Raw genomic sequence first — 23,047 nt, 5'->3', positions numbered from 1 at the left:
CGGTCAAAATGTCATCGTGTCCCCACTCCACGTTCACCGTTTCGGCCCGAGCACCGGTCCGGTGGTCCTCGCCCTGCACGGGGTGACCGGCCACGGCAGGCGCTGGGCCGACCTGGCCGAACGGCTGCTGCCCGATGTCCGGATCGTCGCCCCCGACCTGCGCGGACACGGTCGTTCCACGTCGCTGCCGCCGTGGAATTTCGAGACGATCGTGCACGACCTGGTCGAGCTGCTGGCTGATGAGACCGATGAGCCCGTGGTGCTGGTCGCGCATTCCTTCGGCGGCGCCTGCGCCCTGCATCTGGTGCACAACCATCCGCAACTGGCCCGCAACCTGGTGCTGCTCGATCCGGCCATCGCGCTGGACCCGACCCGGCTGCACGAGATCGCCATGTCGACGCTGGCCTCCCAGGACTACGACGACGTCGAGCAGGCCAGGATGGACAAACTGCACACCGGCTGGGGTGATGTCGCGCCCGAGCTGTTGCAGGCCGAACTGGACGAACACCTGATGCCCACCGCGAACGGACGAGTGGGCTGGCGGATGAGCCTGCCAGCCATCAACTCCTATTGGGGCCAGCTCGCTCGCCACTACGTGCTGCCACCGCAGCACCTGCCGACGGTGCTGGTGCAGGCCATGAAGGTGGACCCGCCGTTCGTCACGCCGGAGTTCCGGGAGGCGCTCACCACCCATATGGGCCCGAACCTGACCGTGCACGAATGGGATTGCGACCACATGGTGGCCCAGGCCCTGCCCGAGCGGACCGCCGAACTGATCCGTTCCGTGCTCTGATGCCGACCAGCGATGCCGAGATCGAACGCGTCCGCGAGTTGGTCGCGTCGATCCCGCGCGGGCGGGTGGCCACCTACGGCGATATCGCCGCGGTGGCGGGTCTGTCGACGCCACGCACCGTCGGCTGGATCATGCGCACCGATTCCGCCGATCTGCCCTGGCATCGGGTGCTCGGCGCCGCCGGCCGCCCCGCAGCGCACCTGGCCGACAAACAGCTGCGGCTGCTCACCGCCGAGGGTGTCCCGGTGCGCGACGGCCGGGTGGATCTGCGTGTCGCCCGCTTCACCTTCCCCGACGAGCCGACTCCGGGGTCCTGACGACCCTGAGCAGCACGCCGGGTAACACGCAATCCACCCCTCCCGGGCGAATCTGCGGTTACCGTGGACACATGACCACCCGTCTCGCGTGTGTGGTATTCGATGCGGACCAGCCACGGATGGTGGCGGATTTCTGGGCGCGACTGCTCGGCTGGACGGTGACGCTGGACCGCCCGGGTGAAGTCGACGTCGCGGGGCCGGACGCCGCCGGCTCCGACCTCGCGCTGACCTTTGTTCCCGCCTCCCGCGCCAAGACCGGTAAGAACCGGATCCATCTCGATGTGGCCAGCCGATCCACCGACCACCAGCGCATGCAGGTCGATCGTGCGATGGCCCTGGGTGCCCGCGCGATCGACATCGGGCAGGGTGCCGTGCCGTGGACCGTGCTCGCCGACCCGGAGGGCAACGAGTTCTGCGTCCTGGAGCCGCGCGAGGAGTATGTGGACACCGGCGCGGTGGCGGCGATCGTGGTCGACACCTTCGATCCGCAGCGGCTCGCGCAATTCTGGTCGGTCGCCTCCGGGTGGCCGATCTCGCGGGCCGGATCGCCGGTGACCGGCCTGCGCTCGCCGACCGGTCTCGGGAGCTGGCTGGAATTCGTCGAGACCTCCGAGGCCAAGCAGGGCCGTAACCGGTTGCGCCTGGACGTCGCCGCGTTTCCCGCCGACGACCCGACCGCCGAGATCGCCCGGCTCAGGGCCGCCGGAGCGCGCACGATCGAACCCTCCGGCGCCGAACCGGGGCTGCCGCTGGCCGACCCCGACACCAATGAGTTCTACCTGCTCGCACCCGACTACGACGGTTCGGCGCTCTGAACCCGCCTCCGGTGCGCACAGACCGTCGCGGCGCGCGCCGCATGGCCGCCCGGGCTCGTCGAACTAGCATGGACCCATGTCGAACCACAGCGAGGGCCGCGGCCGGTGACGGCCGCTGACGCGATCGTGCTCGCCGGGGGCCGGGCGAGCCGGATGGGTGGTGTCGACAAACCGGCGATCGTGATCGGGGGCCGGTCGATGCTGCATGTCGCGCTCGACGCGGTCGCGGGCTGCGGGCAGACCGTCGTCGTCGGACCCCGCAGGCCCGAATTGGATCCGAACGTCCGGCAGGTGCGTGAGGTGCCGCCGGGCGCGGGACCGGTCGCCGCGATCGGCGCCGGTGTGCGCGCACTCGGCGCCGGAGCCGCCCCGCGCATCGTGGTGCTCGCCGCGGATCTGCCGTTCCTGACCGAGTGGGCGGTGGCCGATCTGCTGCGGCGCAGCGATCAATCGGGCGCCGACGCCGTGTTCGCGGCCGACGAATCCGGCCGCCCGCAGTACCTGATCGGCGTGTGGCGCCGCGACGCGCTGGCCGCCCGGCTCAGCCGCCTGGATTCACTGGTCAACCAACCGATGAAGGCCCTCGTCCCGGACGACACGGTGATGGTGCGGTTGAACGGCATCACCGACTGCGACACCGACGAGGAGGTGCGCGCGGCACGGGCCGTCATCGACGGTGGGCGTGCCCCCGGTCATCAGCCGCCACCGTCGACGCTGGAGGATGCACGACAAACATTGCGCGACAACCTCTCCCGGCTGACCTCCTACCACACCGAACTGTTCGAAGTCGCCGGCGCGGCGCTGGCCGCGCCGATCCGGGCGGCGGGGCCGCTGCCGCGTTTCGACGTCTCGGCCATGGATGGTTACGCCGTCGCCGGTGACGGTCCGTGGCGTCTACGCGCCGACATCGGTTTCGCCGGTGGCCAGCGCCCGGTCGGTCTGCTCCCCGGTGAGGCGGTGCGCGTCGCGACCGGCGCGCACGTCCCCGACGGCACCACCGCTGTGCTGCGTGACGAGTTCGCCGAGGTCGGCGACGACCACTACCTGCGCCGGCTGCCCGATAGCCCGGTGCGCGGCGATATCCGCCATCGTGGCGAGGATCTGGAGCGCGGTGATCTCATCGCCGAGGAGGGCACTCCGGTCACGCCCGCGCTGATCTCCACCGCCGCCGCCGTCGAGATCCCCGAGGCCGCGGTGCGTGGGCCGGTCCGGGCCCGAATCGTCATGACCGGCGATGAGATTCGCGCATCCGGCCCGTTGCACGGCGGGCAGACCCGCGATTCCATCGGACCGATCCTGCCGCATCTGCTGGCCCGGCACGGTATTCGCACCGTCGACCGGGTCCACCTGCGCGACACACCGCACGGCTTCGACGAGGTGCTCACCGGCACCGAGGGTTTCGATCTGCTGGTCGTGGTGGGGGCGACCGGTTCCGGCGCCGCCGATCAACTCCGGTCCGCGCTGCGTCGCGCCGACGCCCGCATCCTGGTGCATCGGCTGCGGCTGCGTCCTGGCGGCTCGACCGTCGTCGCGGAGTTGAACTCGGGCGCGACGGTGCTCGGCCTGCCCGGCAACCCGTTCGCCGCCGTCGCGGTGCTCACCGCCCTGGCAGGCGCGGTGGTCGAGGGCCGCACCGGCGCCCATCCGGCGCGAGCAGTGCTGGGCCCGCTGCACAATGCGAGCGAGATCGCGGGCCCGGTCCCGCGGATCGTCCCCGCGGTGGCCGACCCGGGCGGCGGCTGGCGCGGCGAACCCGCGGTCCGCACCGCCCACCTCGGCGGGCTACTCGGCCACGACGGGCTCGTCATCGTGCCCGCCGATGCCCGTGACGGTGCACTGGTCGAGTTCCTGCCGCTGCCGGGCTGAGGTACGCCGCCGCATCCGGTTCGCGAATCCGCGGAAATTTCCGAATCCGGCAATTAATGCGCGAATAGGAGTGGTGGCCGCCACTTTCGCTGTGTTAACAAATGTAAAGCGACCGAGAAGCGGCGGTTTCCAAAGCTTCACCGATAGGCCGGAAACCGGCGGTCGGCACGCTGTCCGGCAGCGACGGATACCGCGTTTTCCCAGGTCGCCCCCGCAATCGAGGTGCCGAACGCACCCCGCGGAATGACAACCGGATTGCGCTCACCTCACAGCTCACCGGCATGCACTGAGCGCTGTGAGAGATTCGTTTGGACGCCGGTCGCCGCCTCCTTACAGTCGGGACATCAGCCCGATTTCACCGCTCGAAGGGGGCGTCGTGGTTAATTCACGCACTCAGGGTTCCGCGCCCTCCGATCCGGCTCACCGGCCCGACGCCGGCGACGCTCTCCTGCGGCTGGGCAAATACTTCCACCGCGGCGAAATCTCGGCCGACCACCGCACCGTGCACAAGACCGGCGGTCGCAGCGCCGACGAGTTCTACCGCGACCGCTGGTCCCATGACAAGGTGGTGCGCTCCACCCACGGCGTCAACTGCACCGGCTCGTGTTCCTGGAAGATCTACGTCAAGGACGGCGTGATCACCTGGGAGTCGCAGCAGACCGACTACCCCTCGGTGGGCTCGGACAAGCCCGAGTACGAGCCGCGCGGCTGCCCGCGTGGCGCGTCGTTCTCCTGGTACACCTACTCCCCCGCCCGGGTGCGCTACCCGTACGTGCGCGGCACCCTGCTCGAGCTGTACCGCGAGGCCAAATCGCGGCTCAAGGACCCGGTGCTGGCGTGGGGGGAGATCGTCGAAGACCCCGCAAAGGCCAAGGCGTACAAGGCCGCTCGCGGCAAAGGTGGGTTCGTCCGCGCGGAGTGGTGGGAAGCCGCCGAGATCGCCGCCGCCGCGCACGTCTACACGATCAAGCAGTACGGGCCCGACCGGGTCGCAGGCTTCTCGCCGATTCCGGCCATGTCGATGGTCAGCCATGCGGTGGGTGCGCGGTTCATCTCGCTGCTCGGCGGTTCGATGCTGTCGTTCTACGACTGGTACGCCGACCTGCCGGTGGCCTCACCGCAGGTCTTCGGCGACCAGACCGACGTGCCGGAATCGGCCGACTGGTTCGACGCCGGTTACCTCATCATGTGGGGCTCCAACGTCCCGGTGACCCGGACCCCGGACGCGCACTACATGACCGAGGCCCGCTATCGCGGCCAGAAGGTCGTGGTGGTCTCCCCCGACTATGCCGACAACACCAAGTTCGCCGACGAATGGGTGCCCGCCCGTCCCGGCACCGATGCCGCGCTGGCCATGGCCATGGGTCATGTGGTGCTCAAGGAATTCTTCGTCGAGAAGTCCACTCCGCGCTTCCTCGATTACATCAAGCGCTACACCGATCTGCCCTACCTGATCACCCTGGACGAACGCGATGGCGTCTTCGTGCCGGGCAAGTTCCTCACCTCCGCCGATCTCGGCAGCGACGCCGAAGCCGCCGAGTTCCGCACCGTGCTGCTGGATGCCGACGGTAATCCGGTGGTGCCCAACGGTTCTCTCGGCGACCGCTTCGGCGAGGACGGCACCGGACGCTGGAATCTGGACCTCGGGGACGTCGATCCCCTGCTGACCCTGCACGGCCGCACCGACGACGCTGCGGCCGTGCAGTTCCCGCGCTTCGACACCGACACCCCCGGTGTGCTGACCCGTGGCGTGCCGACGATGTTCCTGGCGGGCAAGCGCGTCACCACCGTCTTCGACCTGCTGCTCGCGCAGTACGGCGTGGCCCGCAGCGGCCTGCCCGGCAGCTGGCCCACCGGTTTCGACGACCCCTCCGAGCCCTACACCCCGGCCTGGCAGGAGGCGATCACCGGTGTGCCCGCCAAGCAGGCGGCCCGCATCGCCCGCGAATTCGCCGATAACGCCGATCGTTCCGGCGGTCGCTCGATGATCCTGATGGGTGCGGGCACCAACCATTGGTTCCACTCCGATCAGATCTATCGGGCGTTCTTCACCTTGACGCTGCTCACCGGCTGCCAGGGCGTCAACGGCGGTGGCTGGGCGCATTACGTCGGCCAGGAGAAGTGCCGCCCGGTGACCGGCTGGTCCACACTGGCTTTCGCGACCGACTGGCAACGTCCACCGCGCCAGATGCAGGGCACCGTGTTCTGGTATCTGACCAACGATCAGTGGCGCTACGACCCGTTCACCTCCGACACCTTCGCCTCCCCGCTGGGCGACGGCCGGTTCACCGGCCGCACGGCCGCCGACAATATCGCTCTCGCCAGCCGTCTCGGCTGGATGCCGACCTATCCGACGTTCGACCGCAACCCGCTCGATCTGGCCGACGAGGCCGAGCAGGCGGGCAAATCGCCGGCCGAGCACGTGGTCGACGGCCTGAAATCCGGTGAGCTGAACTTCGCCTGCGAGGATCCCGACGCACCGGAGAACTTCCCCCGCGTGCTCACCGTGTGGCGGGCCAATCTGCTCGGCTCCTCGGGTAAGGGCAACGAGTACTTCCAGAAGCATCTACTGGGCTGCGGCTCCAACCTGCAGACCTCCGATGCCACCGGCGTGCGTCCGCAGGAACTGACCTGGCGCGAGGAAGCGCCGACCGGCAAGCTGGATCTGCTGCTGTCGCTGGATTTCCGGATGACCAGCACCACGCTGTTCTCCGATATCGTGCTGCCCGCCGCCACCTGGTACGAGAAGCACGATCTGTCCTCGACCGATATGCACCCGTTCGTGCACGCCTTCTCCCCCGCCATCTCCCCGCCGTGGGAGGCCAAGACCGATTTCGACGCCTTCCACCGCATCGCCCGCGGCTTCTCCTGGATGGCGGAAAAGCATCTCGGCGTGCGCAAGGACATCGTCGCGGTGCCGTTGCAGCATGATTCGCCCGACGCCATGGCCCAGGCCGGTGGACGTGTACTGGACTGGAAAGCCGGTGAATGCGAACCCGTTCCGGGTAAGACCATGCCGAAGCTGGTGGTCGTCGAACGCGATTACAGCAAGATCGCGGAGAAGATGGCCGCGCTCGGGCCGCTGGTGGAGACCCTCGGCCTGACCACCAAGGGCGTCACGACGCTGCCCGATCAGGAAGTCGAATACCTGGCCGGCATGTACGGCACCGTGGTCTCGGGCGTGGCGCAGGGGCGTCCGTCGCTGGCCAAGGACACCCACGCCGCCGAGGCCATCCTCGCGCTGTCGGGCACCACCAACGGCCGGCTCGCGGTGGAGGGTTTCGAGGCGCTGGAACGGCGCACCGGCACCGAAATGGCCGATCTGGCCGCCGAACACGAGGGCAAGCGGATCACCTTCGCCGACACCCAGGCCCGCCCGGTGCCGGTGATCACCTCACCGGAATGGTCCGGCAGCGAGACCGGTGGCCGCCGCTACTCCCCGTTCACCATCAACACCGAACGGCTCAAGCCCTGGCACACCCTCACCGGACGCCAGCACTTCTACCTCGACCACGACTGGATGATCGAACTCGGCGAACAGCTGCCGATCTTCCGGCCACCGCTGGATATGACGGCGCTGTTCCGCGAGCCGAATGTCGGCGAGGTCGGCGAACGCGGCGTCACGGTGCGCTACCTGACCCCGCATTCGAAGTGGTCGATCCACTCCGCCTACCAGGACAACCTGCACATGCTGACGCTCTCGCGCGGCGGGCAGACGATCTGGATGTCGGACAGGGACGCCGCCAAGATCGGTGTGGCCGACAACGATTGGATCGAGGCGATCAACCGCAACGGTGTGGTCGTCGCCCGCGCCATCGTCAGCCACCGGATGCCGGAGGGCACCGTGTTCATGTACCACGCCCAGGACCGGGCGGTGGACGTGCCGCGCATCGAGGGCCCGGACGACAGCGCGGCCTCCGGTAAACCGTTCAACGGCAAGGGCAAGCGCGGCGGTATCCACAACGCACTCACCCGGATCATGATCAAGCCCTCCCACCTCATCGGCGGCTACGCCCAGCAGTCGTTCGCCCTGAACTATCACGGGCCGACCGGAAACCAGCGCGACGAAGTCACCACCATTCGTCGACGCAGCCAGAAAGTGGAGTACTGACATGCGCGTCATGGCACAGCTGGCGATGGTCATGAACCTCGACAAATGCATCGGCTGCCACACCTGTTCGGTCACCTGCAAGCAGGCCTGGACCAATCGCGGTGGCACCGAGTACGTCTGGTTCAACAATGTGGAGACCCGGCCCGGTCAGGGCTATCCCCGGCAATATCAGGACCAGGAGAAATGGAAGGGCGGCTGGGCGCTGAACAAGCGCGGCAAGCTGACCCTGAAGTCCGGTTCGCGGATGAAGCGGCTGCTCAACATCTTCGCCAACCCGGACCTGCCCACGGTGGAGGACTACTACGAGCCGTGGAGCTACGACTACGACAACCTGCTGTCCTCCCCGCCCACCGACACCACGCCGGTGGCGCGGCCGAAATCGCTGATCACCGGCGAGGACACCAAGGTCACCTGGGGCGCCAACTGGGACGACGACCTGGGTTCGGGTCCTGAGCAGGTCGGTAAGGATCCGCTGCTCGACAAGCTCGAGAACAAGGTGAAACTGGAGTTCGAAGAGACCTTCATGTTCTACCTGCCGCGCATCTGCGAGCACTGCCTGAATCCTTCGTGTGCCGCCTCGTGCCCGTCCGGTGCGATCTACAAGCGCGCCGAGGACGGCATCGTGCTGGTCGACCAGGACAAATGCCGTGGCTGGCGCCAGTGCATCACCGGCTGCCCCTACAAGAAGATCTACTTCAACCACAAGACCGGCAAAGCCGAGAAATGCACCTTCTGCTACCCGCGCGTCGAGGTCGGCATTCCGACGGTGTGCTCGGAGACCTGCGTCGGGCGGCTGCGCTACATCGGCGTGATGCTCTACGACGCCGATGCCGTGCTCGAGGCCGCCTCGGTCACCGACACCAAGGACCTCTACCCGTCGCAGCTCGGGGTGTTCCTCAATCCCCACGACCCGCGGGTGATCGCCGAGGCCGAACGGGCCGGTATCTCGCCGGATTGGATTCAGGCCGCGCAGGATTCGCCGGTCTACAAGCTGATCGTCGATTACCAGATCGCGCTGCCGCTACATCCGGAATACCGCACCATGCCGATGGTCTGGTACGTGCCGCCGCTGTCGCCGGTGGTGGACGTGCTCTCGGAGACCGGGCACGACGCCGAGGACGCGGGCAACCTGTTCGGCGCCATCGACGCGCTGCGGATCCCGGTGGAGTACCTGGCCGAACTGTTCACCGCCGGTGAGATCGGCCCGGTGCGCGCTTCTTTGCAGCGGCTGGCGGCCATGCGCTCGTTCATGCGGTCGGTGAACCTCGGCATGGAGCCCGACCCCTCGATCGCACCCTCGGTGCGGTTGGAGCCGAAAGAGATCGAGGCCATGTACCGGCTGCTGGCCATCGCCAAATACGAGCACCGCTACGTCATCCCGCAGGGCGCGACGTCCAAGGCGCACGAACTGGATTCGCTGGCCACCGGCTGCTCGCTCGACACCGACGGCGGGCCGGGTATGACCGCGTTCGACCAGATGGTGGAGAAGTTCAGCCTCACCGACACCAATCAGGCCGCACCCGAAGAGAAGTCGGGGCGGATCAATCTGCTGAACTGGGATGGGAAGAGCACCTCGGGCTTGCTGCCGAGTGCGAACGGGAGCGGGGGCTCCGGTAACGGCAGCGGTGCGGCCGGCAACGGTCACGCAGGGAACGCAGCCGCGGGCAACGGAACGAACGGCCATGCGGTCGACGGCACCGCGGGCGACGAACTCGCCGACACCGCGGGTAGCGCGACGGGCGGGCGGCCATGACCGGCAGGCAGTCCTGTGACTACCCGGTGAACGCCCGTCCGGCCGTAGCGATCCTGTCGGCGCCGGGCCGGGCCATCGTCGTCGCCGGGGCGGGGCGCGGCCCGCTCGACTCACTGTCTGCAGGGGCTCGGGCACATACGGCCGTGCCCGCCCGGACGGCGCGGACTCGCACAATGGGAGGCTCACCATGGCGCTGCTGAAGATCCGGCGGCGACCAGAACCGGTTGTCGCCCTGAGTGATCGAGATAGGCGACTGGTGTGGCGGACCGCCGCGCTCCTGCTCGACTACCCGAGCGCGGACACTTTCAAGGTGCTCGACCAGCTGGCCGAAGCGGTGGCGCAGCTGCCCAACGCCGTGCGGTCCCCGCTCGAGGCCGTGGTGCTGCATCTGCGGACCACTCCCCCGCTGGAACTGGCCGCCCAGTATGTCGAAACCTTCGATATGCGCCGCCGCGCCAGCCTGCACCTGACCTTCTACGCCTACGGCGACACGCGTAAACGCGGGATGGCGCTGCTGCGGTTCAAGCACGCCTACCGGCACGCCGGGGTCGAACTCGGTGACGAGGAACTGCCCGACCATCTGCCGGTGCTGCTGGAATTCGCGGCCACCGTCGACCCGATCGGCGGTGAGCGCCTGCTCGGCGAGCACGTGCCGGTGCTGGAGCTGCTGCGACTGTCGTTGTCGGACAGCGGTTCCCCGTATGCGGGGGTGCTGGCGGCCGTCGTCGCTACGCTGCCGCCACTGACCACCGCCGATCGGCGCAAGATCGCCGAACTCGCCGCCCAGGGCCCGCCGGAAGAAGAGGTCGGGCTCGACCCCTTCGCCATGGATCCCACGATGTTCGAACAAGCCGAAGGCCGACGATGAACGCACCACTGCACCTGCCGACCGAACTGTGGCTGATCCTGCCCTACATCGCCTTCACCTCGTTCGTGCTCGGTCACATCTGGCGCTACCGCAACGACCAATTCGGCTGGACCACGCGGTCGTCGCAGGTGTACGAGAGCCGCCTGCTGCGGCTGGGCAGCCCGCTGTTCCACTTCGGCATGGTCGGCGTGTTCGGCGGGCATGTGCTCGGTGTACTGATTCCCGAATCGTGGACCGAGGCTGTCGGCATCAGCGAGCACACCTACCATCTGATCGCGGTCGGCGCGGGCTCGGTGGCGGGCCTGTCGGTGCTGGCCGGCGTCGGCATCCTGCTCTACCGCCGTTTCACCGTCACCGCGGTCCGCAAGGCCACCACCGGTAACGACAAACTCATGTACGCCCTGCTCACCGCCGCCCTGGTCACCGGCCTGATGAACACCTGGGGCGCGAACCTGCTCTTCGGCACCTACAACTACCGCGAAACCGTCTCCCCCTGGTTCCGCAGCCTGTTCACCCTCAACCCCCAGCCCGAACTGATGGTCGACACCCCCTGGCCGTTCCAGCTGCACGGCCTCGTCGTCCTCACCCTGGTCTTCCTGTGGCCCTACACCCGCCTGGTCCACATGTTCAGCGCGCCGATCGGTTACCTGGTGCGGCCGTATGTGGTGTATCGGAGCAAGGAAATCGCCGCGCCGGACAAGCGCCGGTACTCGCGGGCCTGGGATTCACCGGTCACGCCGGAGCGGTGGCGGTAGAGCCGGCCAACGCAGCCTCTTCCGTTTACGAGGTCGCGCACTGGGCTACCGCTTCTAGATCCGACCGAGGTGGCCCACCGAATCGAATCCTGCGATGACCGGGACACCCTGTACCGATGGCTCGACCAGTCAGTGGTGGTCGATGACGTCGAGCAGCTGTTCCACGGCTGAACATCACAGTGCGCGGGCTCGGCACAGCCGCCCCCGCGAACACGCCCGTCATTGCGGCCGACGCGCCGGGACCGCGTGATACAACACCAGTCATGTACCGGCTTCCGCGATGCCTGGTGGTCCTTCTCGCGCTCGGCGCGCTTCTGTTACCGACCGCAGTGGTGGCGGTGATATTCCCGGCTCCGGCGGCCGCCGCGCCCGGTGAATCGGCGATCCTGTCGGTGCGTCCACTGGGTGGGCGCCAGCTGGAAGTGGTGGTCCATTCGGCGGCCATGAATCGGCCGATCACCTTGTGGATGTCGCATCCGGGTGCGGGCGCCCCGACGTTGTATCTGCTGAACGCGGTGGACGGCGGGGAAGACGGCGGGCCGTGGACGCGGCGCACCGATGTGGCGCAGTTCTTCTCGGACAAGCACGTCAATGTGGTGGTGCCGATGAGTGGGCGGGCCAGTTACTACACCGACTGGCTGGCCGACGATCCGGTGCTCGGCCGCAATCAGTGGGAGACGTTCCTGAGCCGGGAGCTGCCACCGCTGCTGGCCGAGCGCTTCCAGACCTCGGGGCGCAATGCCGTTGCGGGACTGTCGATGTCGGCTACCTCGGCGCTGAACCTCGCGATTCGTTCACCGGGTCTCTACCAGGCTGTCGGCGCGTTCAGCGGTTGTACCCGCACCAGTGATCCGATGGCAGTGGCCACCGTGTTCACTCAGCTCGGCGTGTTCGGCGCCAATGCCGCCAATATGTGGGGTCCGCCCGGACATCCGGCGTGGGCCGAGCACGACCCCATGCTGCATCTGGATCGCTTGCGCGGGCTCGCGGTCTATGTCTCCTCCGGTAACGGCGGCCCGGGCGTGCACGAAACCCTGGCCTCGCCCGATATCAACGGCAACCCGATCAAACTGGCCGATCGCATGCTCGTCGGCGGTGCGATGGAAACCTTCGTCAACGGCTGCACCCGCCCGCTCGTGGACAGCCTCGCCGCGCAGCGCATTCCGGCGACGGTCAACCTGCGCCACGGTACGCACGCGTGGGAGTACTGGCAGGACGATATGCACCAGTCGTGGTCGGTGTTCGCCCCCGCGCTCGGGGTGTAGGAGTTCGTCGCGTCATTCCCAGGCGAAGCGGGGCTGTTCGATGTGATCGACCCTGGTATGCCTGCGATGCAGCGCCACCTCACGGAACTGATACATGATCGCCGCCGTCGGAGCGTGCAGGTGACCGCCGAGCAACGGCAATCGGATCAGCGGCCGCTCGGACCCGGGGATGCGGCCGAACTCGGGCGCCACATCCAGTTCGGTGAACGAGATGCGGTGCACGATGGCCACTTCGGCGGGATTCGGCAGCACACCAGGATCGGCACCCACCCACACGACCACCGGCGTCATGATGTAGCCGGATCTGGTCGGGTAGTCGTCGAGCAATCCGAGCACGTCGGATCGTTGCAGTTCGACACCGAGTTCCTCGTGCAGTTCGCGCAGGGCCGCCGCGATCGCGTCCTCACCGGCGTCCAAGCGGCCGCCGGGCAACGCGAACTGGCCGGCATGAGCCCGCAGCGTTGGTGCCCGTTCGGTCAGCCAGATCCCCGGGCCTTCCGACGACGTCACGACGGCGATGGCCACCGCGGCGGGCTTGTGACCATCCGGCTCGACGGCTCGGCGGGGGAAAAGGCTCAGCGCGTCGGCCAGTGCGGTTCTGGTGTCGCCATCGGGCTGGGCCGCCCACTGTGTCACACTGCCGTCGGACATCAACGCACCTCACCGTCGTTCGAGCCACTCCGGCCGCACCAGTGCGGATGCTGTCGGCATCCTGGTCGGCCGGTATTCATCCGACGATAACGCCGTTCGTGTCGGCGCGAGCACCCGGACGTTCGCTGGATGGGACCCCACCGCGCCCGCTCCCCGCACCGCTCAGATCGTCAGCAGATCGTCCGCATCGAGATGGACCCGCGTCCCGAACCGGGCACTGATATCGGCGAGCCGATCCCGCAACCAGCGCGCCTGAACGCCGCCGGCGCGCCGCAACCGCATCCGTCGCACGGACAACGGCAGCATCCGCACCGTGGGCTCGCCGCCGACGGTGACCAGGTACAGCAGGCGCAGATCCGGGCGGTACGTCTCGTGACCGCCGATGCCCTCGTAGTCATCGATGACGTCTCCGCACCCGTACAGAATCGGTTTGCCGCGGTACACCTCGATCGGCCGCGGATGGTGCGCCGAATGTCCGTGCACGATGTCGACGCCCGCACGGATCAAGCGGTGCGCGAATTCCTGTTCGCTCCTGCTGATTCCGTAGCCCCAGTTCGGCCCCCAGTGCACCGACACGATCGGCACGTCACCGGGTCGCCGATGGGCCGAGAGCTCGCCGGCGATCTCCTCGGCGCTGCGCGCGCCGGGATGCTCGATCCACCACAGGCCCGGCCGGTGCGGGCCGGCCGCCCACGATGCGGGCACCCCGCTGGATCGGGCACCCACCGACACGACCAGCGCGCGGCGTCCCTGCGCCAGCGGCAGGATCGCCGGAGCCCGGGCGGCCGCCAGGTCCCGGCCCGCGCCCACCGCCCGGATCCGCGTCCGCGCTAAGGCCTCGAGGGTGTCGAGCAGGCCCTGCCGTCCGAAATCGAGGGCGTGGTTGTTGGCGAGCGCGCAGGCGTCGGGCGCGATCGCGGCGAGGGCCGCGATATTGCCCGGATGCATCCGGTAGTGAATGCCCTTGTCCGGCTCGAAGCTGCCGTCGGCGGTGATCGCGGTTTCCAGATTGAGAATTCGGATGTCGGGTGCGAGCTCGTCGAGGATCTGCGGCACCGCACCCCACGGCCAGTCGGCGGCGACGGGTCGTGGAATGGGGCCGTTGACCCGCTCGGCGGCGGCGACGTACTGCCTGGCGTCGCGCACCCAGGACTCGCGCAGCTCGGGCCGGCCGGGTCGCGGCAGGATCTGGTCGACGCCACGGCCGAGCATGACGTCACCTCCCAGCAGCACCGTGACCGGCATGGCGCCTCCCGCAGCAGATCAATCCAGGTCGTAGGCGGTGGGGTGCAGCGGCTCGTAGAGGCCGATCTCGCCCGCGCCGGGCACGGTCAACCGGGTGACGCGGCCCCATCCGGCTTCCTCGACCTCGTCGGCCACCTCGACGCCCTTGGCGCGCAGCTCGGCGATCGTGGACGCGAGGTCGTCGCACATCAGATACATCTCGCTGCGACCACCCCCGGCCGGCCCGGTGGGATGCACGGCGAGCTCGGCGGGCGGCGACTTGAAGATCAGCCAACCGTGCCCGGCATCCACATGCGCCAAGCCGAGGACGTCACGGAAGAACGCGCGCGCGGCCTCGGCATCGCTCGCGTAGAGGATGGAATGCGCACCGGTGATCATGTCGAAACGCTATCAGCGCGGGTGTGCGGTCGTGGTCGTTTGCGCACCTCGCCGACCTGCAGCGGAGCCGAACGAAAAAATTCTTCGAGAATCGACCGAGATGTGTCGAGGAGGTCGAGTCGGCTCCGACTACGGGATGACAGCACGTCACACCCGAGCAGAGGAGAACATCATGTCCAGCGTCAACACCTTCCTGTGGTTCGACAACGCGGCCGAGCAGGCGGGCGAGTTCTACGCGTCGGTCGTGCCGAATTCGCGGGTCGTGGAGGTCACCCGCACCGACGGCGGGGCGGCCTTCACCGTCACCCTCGATCTCGGCGGGCACGCGGTCACCTTGATGAACGGCGGACCGGGACATCCACACAGCGACGCGGCGTCATTGCAGATCGTCGTCGACACCCAGGACGAGGTCGACCGGCTGTGGGATGCCCTCACCGAGGGCGGCGAGCCGGGCCCGTGTGGCTGGCTCACCGACCGCTACGGGCTGTCGTGGCAGGTGGTGCCATCGGTGCTGCCCAAGCTCATGGGCGGCGACGATCCGGCCAAGACCATCGCCGTTGGGACGGCCCTGCGCACCATGTCCAAGATCGACGCGCGGGCCTTGCAGGACGCCTACGACCGGGCCTGATTCCGGCGTTCCGGCGAATCCCGGCCCCGAATCCGATCGGGTCCGGGATGTGTCGGTGCCCGGGTCCACACTGTGTCCCATGGCATACGACGAGGAATTGGCCGAGCGCATCCGCGACCTCATCGAGCCGGGCCCCACGGTCGCCGAACGCAAGATGTTCGGTGGTCTGTCCTTCCTGGTCGGCGGCAATATGGCGCTGGCCGTCAGCGGGAAGGGCGGCCTGCTGGTCCGGGTCGGGTCCGAACTCGGCGAGCAGCTCATCGACGATGACGCCGTCCAGCAGGCGGTGATGGGTTCCCGGGAGATGACGGGCTGGGTGCGGGTGGCGGCGACACACGTCGAGGACGAGGCCCGTCTACGCGAATGGGTGGACCGGGGCGTCGAATTCGCACGTTCGCTACCTCCCAAGGATTGATCAGGCGGTTTCGACGCGGGCGCGCAGATTCTCGGCGAACGCCCGGGCCGCCTGACCGGGCCCCGCCCCCTCGGAGCCCGGCGCTCAGCCTACCCGGCACTCGCTGTGCCCGGTGACCGGAACGCCGTTGTGACTGCGAGGGTTCGGGGCCGTGCGGTTCGTTCTCAACCGGCGAGGGCGAGTTCGCGACCGGACCGGCTCGGCCAGCGCGGATGTTCGGCATCGATGACGAACTCGTGCGTGTGCTGGTACAGCCGCTCGCTCACCTGGATGGCGTCGGCCAGCCGGGCCGGGTCGATGGTGCCCACCTCGTGCAGGTGGGTGATCACCGCCGGATCGTGCCGCGGCCAGGCGCGCAGTGCCACGGCGAGCCCGGCGGCGGCGAACACGGCCAGCGTGACCCAGGTGAGGGTGAAACCGGCTGTGGTGCTGAGCCATCCGGTGATCGGGTAGGTGAGCAGCCAGGCCACGTGGGAGAGCGAGAACTGGGCGGCGAACAGGGCCGGGCGATCGGCCGGCCGCGACGAACGCCGCAACACCTGGCCGGTCGGGGTCAGTACCGCGGCAGTACCCGCGCCGATCAACGCCCATACCGCGAGCACTGCGCCCCAACGCCATTCGCCTCCGGCAGCCATCGACAGGGCGATCGCCGCTCCGAGGCCCGCGAGCAGGGCGGCCGCGCCGATGAGCATGACGGGCCGGGCGCCGACCCGATCGAGGATGCGGGGCAACGTCAGCGCGACGAGCATGGTGCCGAACCCGTTGGCGGCCAGCAACATGGCCACACCCGACTGGGTGCCGCCGAGCGTGTCGCGCACGTAGTTGACGGTGTTGACCATGACGACCGAGCCCGCCGCGGCGACGACCAGGTTCAGGCCGAGCAGCCCGCGCAGCCGCGGAGTGGCGGCGAAGATGCGCATGCCCACCGAGATCCGCTCGAGGAACGAACTGTCGCCTGCGCTGCCCGCCTCGGGTATCCGGGTCGCGATCACCAGCAGAGCCGAGACCACGAAGCCGATCGCGGTTCCGACGAACAGCCAGTGGAAGCTCACCAGCGCCAGCGCCGCCGCGGCGAGCATCGGGCTGAGTAGCGTCTCCATCGTCGCGGCCAGCTGCGCGGCCGACAGCGCACGGGTGTACTGGCGCTCATCGGGCAGGATGTCGGGAATGATCGCCTGGTAGGTCGGGGTGTAGGCGGCCGAGGCGGTTTGCAACACCGCGATCAGGACGTAGATCTGCCAGATCTGATCGATGAACGGCAGCGCCAGGACCACCAGCGCGCGGATCACGTGCAGTCCGACGAGGAACGTCCGGCGCGGCAACCGGTCGGCATAAGCGCCCACGATCGGCGCCACCGTCACATAGACCAGCATCTTGATGGTGAGCGCGATACCCAGCACCGCCGCCGCATCGGCGCCGGCGAGTTCGTAGGCGAGCAGACCGAGCGCCACCGTGGTGAGACCGGTACCGAACAGGGCGGTCACCTGGGCAGTGAACAGCCGCAGATAGTCGCGGTTGGCGAACAACGAGGTGATCATCGGGCGCTCCTGCTTCCTACGATGTTTATTATCTACGTATGGATGCAGATAGCAAGGAACTGCCGCCCCGTATTCCCGACGACGAACTCGACCTCGTCGTCGAGATCTTCCGCATGCTCGCCGACGGCACCCGAATCCGCGTCCTCTGGGCCCTGACCAGCGGCGAAAGGTCTGTCAACGAACTCGCCGAGTACGTCGAGAAGCCTGCCGCTTCGGTCTCCCAGCACCTGGCCAAACTCCGCATGGCCCGCCTCGTCCGCACCCGCCGCTCGGGAACGACGGTCTACTACAGCATCGAGAACGCCCACGTCCGGCAGTTGGTGATCGACGCGATCCACAACGCGGAGCACGCGGGGCCCGGGGTGCCGCCACACCATCGGGCGGATCCGGAGGTGCCGTCGATTACGCATCGAGTAGTCGACGGGTGACGTGAACGGCGGTCAGGCAAGGGGACTGTGACAGGCCCCCGATCAGCGCCACCCGGCCGCCGTATAGCGCTGCGACACCGGACGGTTCGACGTCCCGGCGCATCAGCTCGACGAGTCGTGCCGGCCCCACGAATTCAAACAGCGGTCCGCCCGTTCACCGAACCCGGGTCTGCACCAATTCCCTGGCCGCCGCCCGATACCGGTCGGCAATCAACCGCACCACCGCCGGATGGACGCCGATCGGTTCGGCGACGCCATCCGCACCGGCATCGTGCAGGCGCTGATGGAACAGGCCGTGGGCCAGCAGGTAGGAGGCGATGAAGACGCGCTGTGCGCCGTTCTCGCGCAGGTCCGCGACGACCTCGGGCACGCGAGGTGCGCCGGTGGCGACGTAGGCGATGCGGACCGGGCTGCCGAGGTTTTCGGCGAGCATGCCGGCGGCTCGGCGGACGTCCTGGCGGGCGCGGGCGTCGGAGGAGCCGGCGGCGGCGAAGACCACCGCGTCGCCGGGACGCCAACCGGCCGCGCGCAAGCGCAGGTGCATGATCCTGGCCAGGGCCGGGTCGGGGCCCATGGCCGGGGTCACCGCGACGGCCGGGTGGGCGCTCTCGGCGATCTCGCGGGGCACGTCCTGGTAGACGTGGTAGCCCGACGCCAGGAACGCCGGAACCACCACGGCCGGAACGGTTTCCGCGCGGTCGTCCAGATCGCGCAGGACCTCCGAGGGCGAGGGGCCGAGGACGTCGACGAACGCGGTGCGCACGCGGGGCACGCCGAATTCGTCGATGCCGTCCAGGGCCGGGCGGTCGAGCTCGCGCGCGACCGCCTCGGCCAGGCTCGCGATCATCTGCACGCCCTTGGTGCTTCGGGTGCCGTGCGCGACCAGCACCAGGGCGGGCGCGCTCACCATGTGACCGCCTGAGCAAAGCGTGGTGCCCGGGTCGGCGTTCCGACTCCGGGCACCACGGGACGTGGGTTGTTGTCGGTACATTCGGCCGGGTCGAGCGCCAGTCGGTAACCGCGTTTGACCACGGTCTGAATGGCCTTCGGCGTGCCGAGGCCCGCACGCAGGCGCGCGATCGCCGTCTCCACGGCGTGGGTGTCGTCACCGCCACCGGGCAGGGCCGCCAGCAGGTCCTCCCGGGAGACGACCCGGCCGGGCTGCCGTGCCAGCGAACGCATCAGCGACATCGGCGCAGGTGCGAGCTGACGCACCACGCCGTCGACGACCACGCAGCCGCCGCGCACGCTGATGGTGTGCCCGGCGGCGTGAATCCGGTTGGCGCGCCGGGGCAATTCCTCGGCGACGTGGCGGGCGAGCGCCCCGAGCCGGGCCCGGGCGGGCATCGACGTCGGCACCCCGAGCTCCTCGAGCGGAGCCGCGGTGATCGGTCCGACGCAGGCGGCGAGCACCCGGCCGCGCAGGGCGTGCAGCAGGCCCTCGATCATCCCGGTTTCCTTGGCGCGCATCAACATCGACGCCACGGCGGGCGCGCTGGTGAACGTGACGCAGTCCAGGCTAGAGGTGACGACGGCCTCGATCAGCTGATCCATCGGGCCCTGGTCGTCGGGCGGCGTCCAGCGGTAGACCGGCACCGGCACCACATCGGCGCCCGCGCAGCGCAGCACCTCACAGAAATCGGGAACCGGCTCCCATTCGGTGGTCGCGCCGTGCAGCTGCACCGCGATCCGCACGCCTTCCACACCCTCGGCCAGCAGGTGATCGAGCACCTCGGCCGAGGACTCCGAGGCAGGCGACCATTCCTCGCGCAGTTCGGCTGCGCGGATGGCGCCCTTGGCCTTCGGGCCACGGGCCACCACCCTGGTGCTCGCCAGGGTGTCGCGCAGCCGTTCGGCCAGCCCCCAGCCTTCGGCGGCCTCCATCCAGCCGCGGAAACCGATGCCGGTGGTGGCCACGGTGATCTGCGGCGGATCGTCGACCAGCTGACGGGTGACCCGTTCTAGTTCGGTGTCGTCGGCCAGCGGGATGATGCGGATGGCCGGCGCGGACACGATGGTCGCGCCGCGCCGGGTGAGCAGGGTGGCGAACTCCTCGGAACGTCGTGCGGCCGTGATGCCGACGGTGAAGCCCGCGAGCGACGCGCCCGCGTCGAGAGTCGTCATGCCGATCCGTCCGAGTCCGTACCGCCCACGACGGGTTCGTTCGACACCGAGACGATGCCGTCGTCGACGCGAACCCGGTAGACCGGCAGCGACACCGACTCGTCGTCGAGGCAATGCCCGTCGATCAGCGAAAACGCCTGCTTGAGCAGCGGCGAAGCCACCACGGGCACGCCACCGCGGTCGCCGATGATGCCGCGCGACATCACCGCGGCCCGGCCGAACGGATCGATATTGCCGACGGCGTACACCGCGCCGTCCGAATGCAGGAACAGTGCGGCTTGGCGGCCGCCCTTCAGCAACACCGCAACGCCGCGGCCTGGGATCAGGTAGTCGAGACGGCAGGCCTGGGTCCATCCGGTGGTGGCCGGGGCAATGCCGGTGGTTTCGATCACGGTCATCGGGTTCTCCTCCAAACGCCTTACCCATTGGTACCGGCGCCCTGTTTCCTCGCGGTTAAGCAGTCATTTCCCGGGCGTAGCAGTTGCGGCGGGACCGAGATCCCGAGCGCACGCCCGCTGCCGGTCAGGCGCGGCTGCCGACTCCTGGCATGTCGGGCAGGCCGAGCAGGACCGGCACCTTGCGCTCGCCGCTGTCGTCGAACGAGATCGTCGGGTCGGCCTCTTCTGGTGCGTTGACGAAGGACACGAAGCGCGAGAGCTTGTCCTCGTCCTCGAGCACCGCCGCCCACTCGTCGCGGTAGCCCTCCACGTGCTTGGCCATGGCCGCTTCCAGGTCGGCGGCGATACCGAGGCTGTCCTCGCAGACCACCTGCTTGACGTACTCGATGCCGCCTTCCAGCGATTCCTGCCACGGCGCGGTGCGCTGCAACCGGTCGGCGGTGCGGATGTAGAACATCAGGTAGCGGTCGATGTACTTGATCAGCGTCTCGTCGTCGAGCTCACCCGCCAGCAGCACGGCGTGCTTGGGCGTGAGGCCGCCGTTACCGCCGACGTAGAGGTTCCAGCCGTTCTCGGTGGCGATCACGCCGACGTCCTTGCCGCGCGCCTCCGCGCACTCCCGGGCGCAACCGGACACCGCGAGCTTGAGCTTGTGCGGCGAGCGCAGACCGCGGTAGCGCTTCTCCAGCAGCACGGCCATGCCGACCGAATCCTGCTGACCGTAGCGGCACCAGGTGGAACCGACGCAGCTCTTGACCGTGCGCAGCGACTTGCCGTACGCGTGGCCGGATTCCATGCCCGCGTCGACCAGCCGCTTCCAGATCAGCGGCAGCTGGTCCACCCGCGCGCCGAACAGGTCGATGCGCTGCCCGCCGGTGACCTTCACGTAGAGGTCGAATTCCTTGGCCACCTCACCGATCACGATCAGCTGCTCGGCGGTGACCTCACCACCGGGCATCCGCGGCACCACCGAGTAGGTGCCGTTCTTCTGCAGGTTGGCCAGGAAGTGGTCGTTGGTGTCCTGGAGTGCGGCCTGCTCGCCGTCGAGGATGTGATCGCTCGAGGTGGAGGCCAGGATGGAGGCCACGGTGGGCTTGCAGATATCGCAGCCGGTGCCCTTGCCGTACTTGCCGATCAGCTCGGAGAAGGTGCGGATACCGGTGACCTGGACGATGTCGAACAGCTCGGCGCGCGACTGCTCGAAGTGCTCGCACAGCGCCTTCGACATCTCCACGCCGGACTGCTCGAGCAGCTTCTTGATCATCGGCACACAGCCACCGCAGGAGGTGCCGGCGTTGGTGCAGCTCTTGACCCCGGCGATATCGCAGGCGCCCTCGGCGATGGCCCCGCAGATCGCACCCTTGCTGACGTTGTTGCAGGAACAGATCTGCGCGTCGTCGGGCAGGGCGTCGGCGCCGAGTTCGGCACCGGCCGGGGAGATCAGCGCGGCGGGCTCGGCGGGCAGCGGACGCCCGACCAGCGGGCGCAGCGCCGCGTACTGCGAGGCGTCACCGACCAGGATGCCGCCGAGCAGGGTCTGCGCGTCGTCGGAGATGACCAGCTTGGCGTAGGTGCCCTTGGCGGCATCGTGCAACACCACCGACAGCGCGCCCTCGGTGGTGCCGTGCGCGTCACCGAAACTGGCGACGTCGACACCGAGCAGCTTCAACTTGGTGGACATATCCGCGCCGGGGAACTCCCCCGCCCCGCCGAGCAGCCGATCGGCCACGATCTCGGCGGTGGTGTAGCCGGGCGCGACCAGGCCGTAGCAGACACCCTCGACGGCGGCGCATTCACCGACGGCGTAGATGTTCGGGTCCGAGGTCTGCATTCCCAGGTCGGTGATGATGCCGCCGCGCGGGCCCACCTCGAGGCCGGCCTCGCGGGCGATCTCGTCGCGCGGACGGATACCGGCGGAGAACACCACCATCGCGGCGTCGATGGTGCTGTCGTCGGACAGGGTCACCTTGAGCTTGGTCGCCGGGCCCGCGCCCTCGACCGTCTCGATCGAGGAGGTGCCGACGCCGGTGTGCACATGCAGGCCCAGATCCGAGACCAGCTTCTCCAGGATGGCGGCGCCGCCCGCGTCGACCTGGGCGGGCATCAACCGGTCGGCGAATTCGACGACGTGCGGGGTCATGCCGAGCAGGCGCAGCGCATTGGCCGCCTCCAGACCCAGCAGGCCACCGCCGACGACCACACCGTGCGCGCCCGGCCCGGCCGCAGCGGCGGTGTCCCGGATGCCGTCGAGGTCGTCGAGGGTGCGGTAGACGAAGCAGCCGTCGCTGTCGTGGCCGGGCACCGGCGGCACGAAGGCGTAGGAGCCGGTGGCCAGCACCAGCGCGTCGTAGCCGATGGTCTCACCGGTCGAGGTGGTGATCTTGCGGGCGGCACGGTCGATGGATTCGGCGCGCTGGCCCAGCCGCAGCTCCACCAGCTCGTCGCCGGCGTACTCGTTGCCGGGCAGGGCGAGCGCACTGGCGTCCCAGTTGCCCACGTAGGACGAGAGCCCGACGCGGTCGTAGGCGGCCAGCTTCTCCTCGCTGAGGATCACGACCTGCCACTGGCCTGCCTCGTCGCGGGAGCGCAGCGCCTCCACGAACCGGTGCCCGACCATGCCATGGCCTGCGACCACCACGGTCTTGCGCTGAGTGGGTTCGACTGTCGAATTCATGACTGTCCCTCCGTGGATGATCGGT

20 protein-coding genes are annotated in these 23,047 nt (G+C 68.8%); 12 read left to right on the top strand and 8 right to left on the bottom strand.

Annotated features, from left to right (window positions below):
• The first annotated feature begins 16 nt into the window (after positions 1-16).
• The 9 genes from GV790_RS01330 to GV790_RS01290 all read left to right on the top strand — a co-directional run bounded on the left by GV790_RS01330 (position 17) and on the right by GV790_RS01290 (position 12,543).
• The gene (locus GV790_RS01330) at positions 17-793 is read left to right on the top strand and encodes an alpha/beta hydrolase (protein ID WP_163809555.1); all 777 of its coding nucleotides are present in this window, start codon (positions 17-19) and stop codon (positions 791-793) included.
• On the top strand, positions 793-1,110 hold the full coding sequence (locus tag GV790_RS01325; protein WP_163809554.1) for an MGMT family protein: 318 nt from the start codon (positions 793-795) through the stop codon (positions 1,108-1,110). The genes GV790_RS01330 and GV790_RS01325 overlap by 1 nt, the downstream gene beginning before the upstream one ends.
• A 71-nt stretch (positions 1,111-1,181) precedes the next feature.
• On the top strand, positions 1,182-1,925 hold the full coding sequence (locus tag GV790_RS01320; protein ID WP_163809553.1) for a VOC family protein: 744 nt from the start codon (positions 1,182-1,184) through the stop codon (positions 1,923-1,925).
• A gap of 105 nt (positions 1,926-2,030) precedes the next feature.
• Complete coding sequence (locus tag GV790_RS01315) at positions 2,031-3,791, top strand: NTP transferase domain-containing protein (RefSeq protein WP_163809552.1); 1,761 nt, start codon at positions 2,031-2,033, stop codon at positions 3,789-3,791.
• A 376-nt stretch (positions 3,792-4,167) separates the two neighbouring features.
• Positions 4,168-7,902 (top strand): nitrate reductase subunit alpha, encoded by a 3,735-nt coding sequence (locus GV790_RS01310; RefSeq protein WP_163809551.1) that lies wholly within the window; start codon positions 4,168-4,170, stop codon positions 7,900-7,902.
• Between the two features lie 10 nt (positions 7,903-7,912).
• Positions 7,913-9,655, top strand: coding sequence for a nitrate reductase subunit beta (gene narH / locus GV790_RS01305; protein WP_256672961.1), 1,743 nt, complete (start codon positions 7,913-7,915; stop codon positions 9,653-9,655).
• 187 nt (positions 9,656-9,842) lie between these two features.
• Positions 9,843-10,523 carry a nitrate reductase molybdenum cofactor assembly chaperone gene (gene narJ / locus GV790_RS01300; RefSeq protein ID WP_163809549.1) on the top strand — a complete coding sequence of 227 codons (681 nt, stop codon included), beginning with the start codon at positions 9,843-9,845 and terminating at the stop codon, positions 10,521-10,523.
• Entirely contained in the window at positions 10,520-11,278 is a 759-nt protein-coding gene (gene narI / locus GV790_RS01295; protein WP_163809548.1) for a respiratory nitrate reductase subunit gamma, read from the top strand. Before narJ ends, narI begins: the two co-directional genes overlap by 4 nt.
• A gap of 263 nt (positions 11,279-11,541) precedes the next feature.
• On the top strand, positions 11,542-12,543 hold the full coding sequence (locus GV790_RS01290; protein ID WP_163809547.1) for an alpha/beta hydrolase: 1,002 nt from the start codon (positions 11,542-11,544) through the stop codon (positions 12,541-12,543).
• 12 nt (positions 12,544-12,555) lie between these two features.
• Here the strand turns inward: GV790_RS01290 and GV790_RS01285 are convergent, their stop codons facing one another.
• From GV790_RS01285 to GV790_RS01275, 3 genes are all read right to left on the bottom strand, one after another.
• The gene (locus GV790_RS01285; protein WP_163809546.1) at positions 12,556-13,194 is read right to left on the bottom strand and encodes an NUDIX hydrolase; all 639 of its coding nucleotides are present in this window, start codon (positions 13,192-13,194) and stop codon (positions 12,556-12,558) included.
• Positions 13,195-13,356: 162 nt separating this feature from the next.
• The gene (locus GV790_RS01280) at positions 13,357-14,439 is read right to left on the bottom strand and encodes a CapA family protein (protein WP_163809544.1); all 1,083 of its coding nucleotides are present in this window, start codon (positions 14,437-14,439) and stop codon (positions 13,357-13,359) included.
• An 18-nt stretch (positions 14,440-14,457) separates the two neighbouring features.
• Positions 14,458-14,817: a VOC family protein gene (locus GV790_RS01275; protein ID WP_163809543.1), complete on the bottom strand. Its 360-nt coding sequence runs from the start codon at positions 14,815-14,817 to the stop codon at positions 14,458-14,460.
• A 172-nt stretch (positions 14,818-14,989) separates the two neighbouring features.
• On the opposite strand from GV790_RS01275, the gene GV790_RS01270 reads away from it, so the two are divergent.
• Positions 14,990-15,445 (top strand): VOC family protein, encoded by a 456-nt coding sequence (locus GV790_RS01270; RefSeq protein WP_163809541.1) that lies wholly within the window; start codon positions 14,990-14,992, stop codon positions 15,443-15,445.
• Positions 15,446-15,524: 79 nt separating this feature from the next.
• A complete protein-coding gene (locus GV790_RS01265) occupies positions 15,525-15,860 on the top strand; it encodes a TfoX/Sxy family protein (RefSeq protein ID WP_163809539.1) in 336 nt (111 codons plus the stop codon).
• A gap of 164 nt (positions 15,861-16,024) precedes the next feature.
• On the opposite strand, the gene GV790_RS01260 is transcribed toward GV790_RS01265, so the two are convergent.
• Complete coding sequence (locus tag GV790_RS01260) at positions 16,025-17,398, bottom strand: MFS transporter (protein WP_163809537.1); 1,374 nt, start codon at positions 17,396-17,398, stop codon at positions 16,025-16,027.
• 38 nt (positions 17,399-17,436) lie between these two features.
• Between GV790_RS01260 and GV790_RS01255 the strand changes: the two genes are divergently transcribed.
• Entirely contained in the window at positions 17,437-17,826 is a 390-nt protein-coding gene (locus tag GV790_RS01255) for an ArsR/SmtB family transcription factor (protein ID WP_163809536.1), read from the top strand.
• Positions 17,827-17,980: 154 nt separating this feature from the next.
• Here GV790_RS01255 and GV790_RS01250 read toward each other — a convergent pair whose 3' ends face one another.
• The 4 genes from GV790_RS01250 to nirB form a co-directional block, all read right to left on the bottom strand.
• Positions 17,981-18,733 (bottom strand): sirohydrochlorin chelatase, encoded by a 753-nt coding sequence (locus tag GV790_RS01250; protein WP_163809940.1) that lies wholly within the window; start codon positions 18,731-18,733, stop codon positions 17,981-17,983.
• Entirely contained in the window at positions 18,730-19,950 is a 1,221-nt protein-coding gene (locus GV790_RS01245) for a uroporphyrinogen-III synthase (RefSeq protein ID WP_163809533.1), read from the bottom strand. Before GV790_RS01245 ends, GV790_RS01250 begins: the two co-directional genes overlap by 4 nt.
• Positions 19,947-20,348, bottom strand: coding sequence for a nitrite reductase small subunit NirD (gene nirD, locus GV790_RS01240; RefSeq protein ID WP_163809530.1), 402 nt, complete (start codon positions 20,346-20,348; stop codon positions 19,947-19,949). The genes GV790_RS01245 and nirD overlap by 4 nt, the downstream gene beginning before the upstream one ends.
• A 124-nt stretch (positions 20,349-20,472) precedes the next feature.
• Positions 20,473-23,022, bottom strand: coding sequence for a nitrite reductase large subunit NirB (gene nirB / locus GV790_RS01235; protein ID WP_163809528.1), 2,550 nt, complete (start codon positions 23,020-23,022; stop codon positions 20,473-20,475).
• Between the last annotated feature and the right edge of the window lie 25 nt (positions 23,023-23,047).

The organism is Nocardia cyriacigeorgica, assembly GCF_010858045.1.
In the GTDB taxonomy this organism is placed as follows: domain Bacteria; phylum Actinomycetota; class Actinomycetes; order Mycobacteriales; family Mycobacteriaceae; genus Nocardia; species Nocardia cyriacigeorgica_E.
This window is presented reverse-complemented; position numbering and strand designations above follow the sequence as displayed.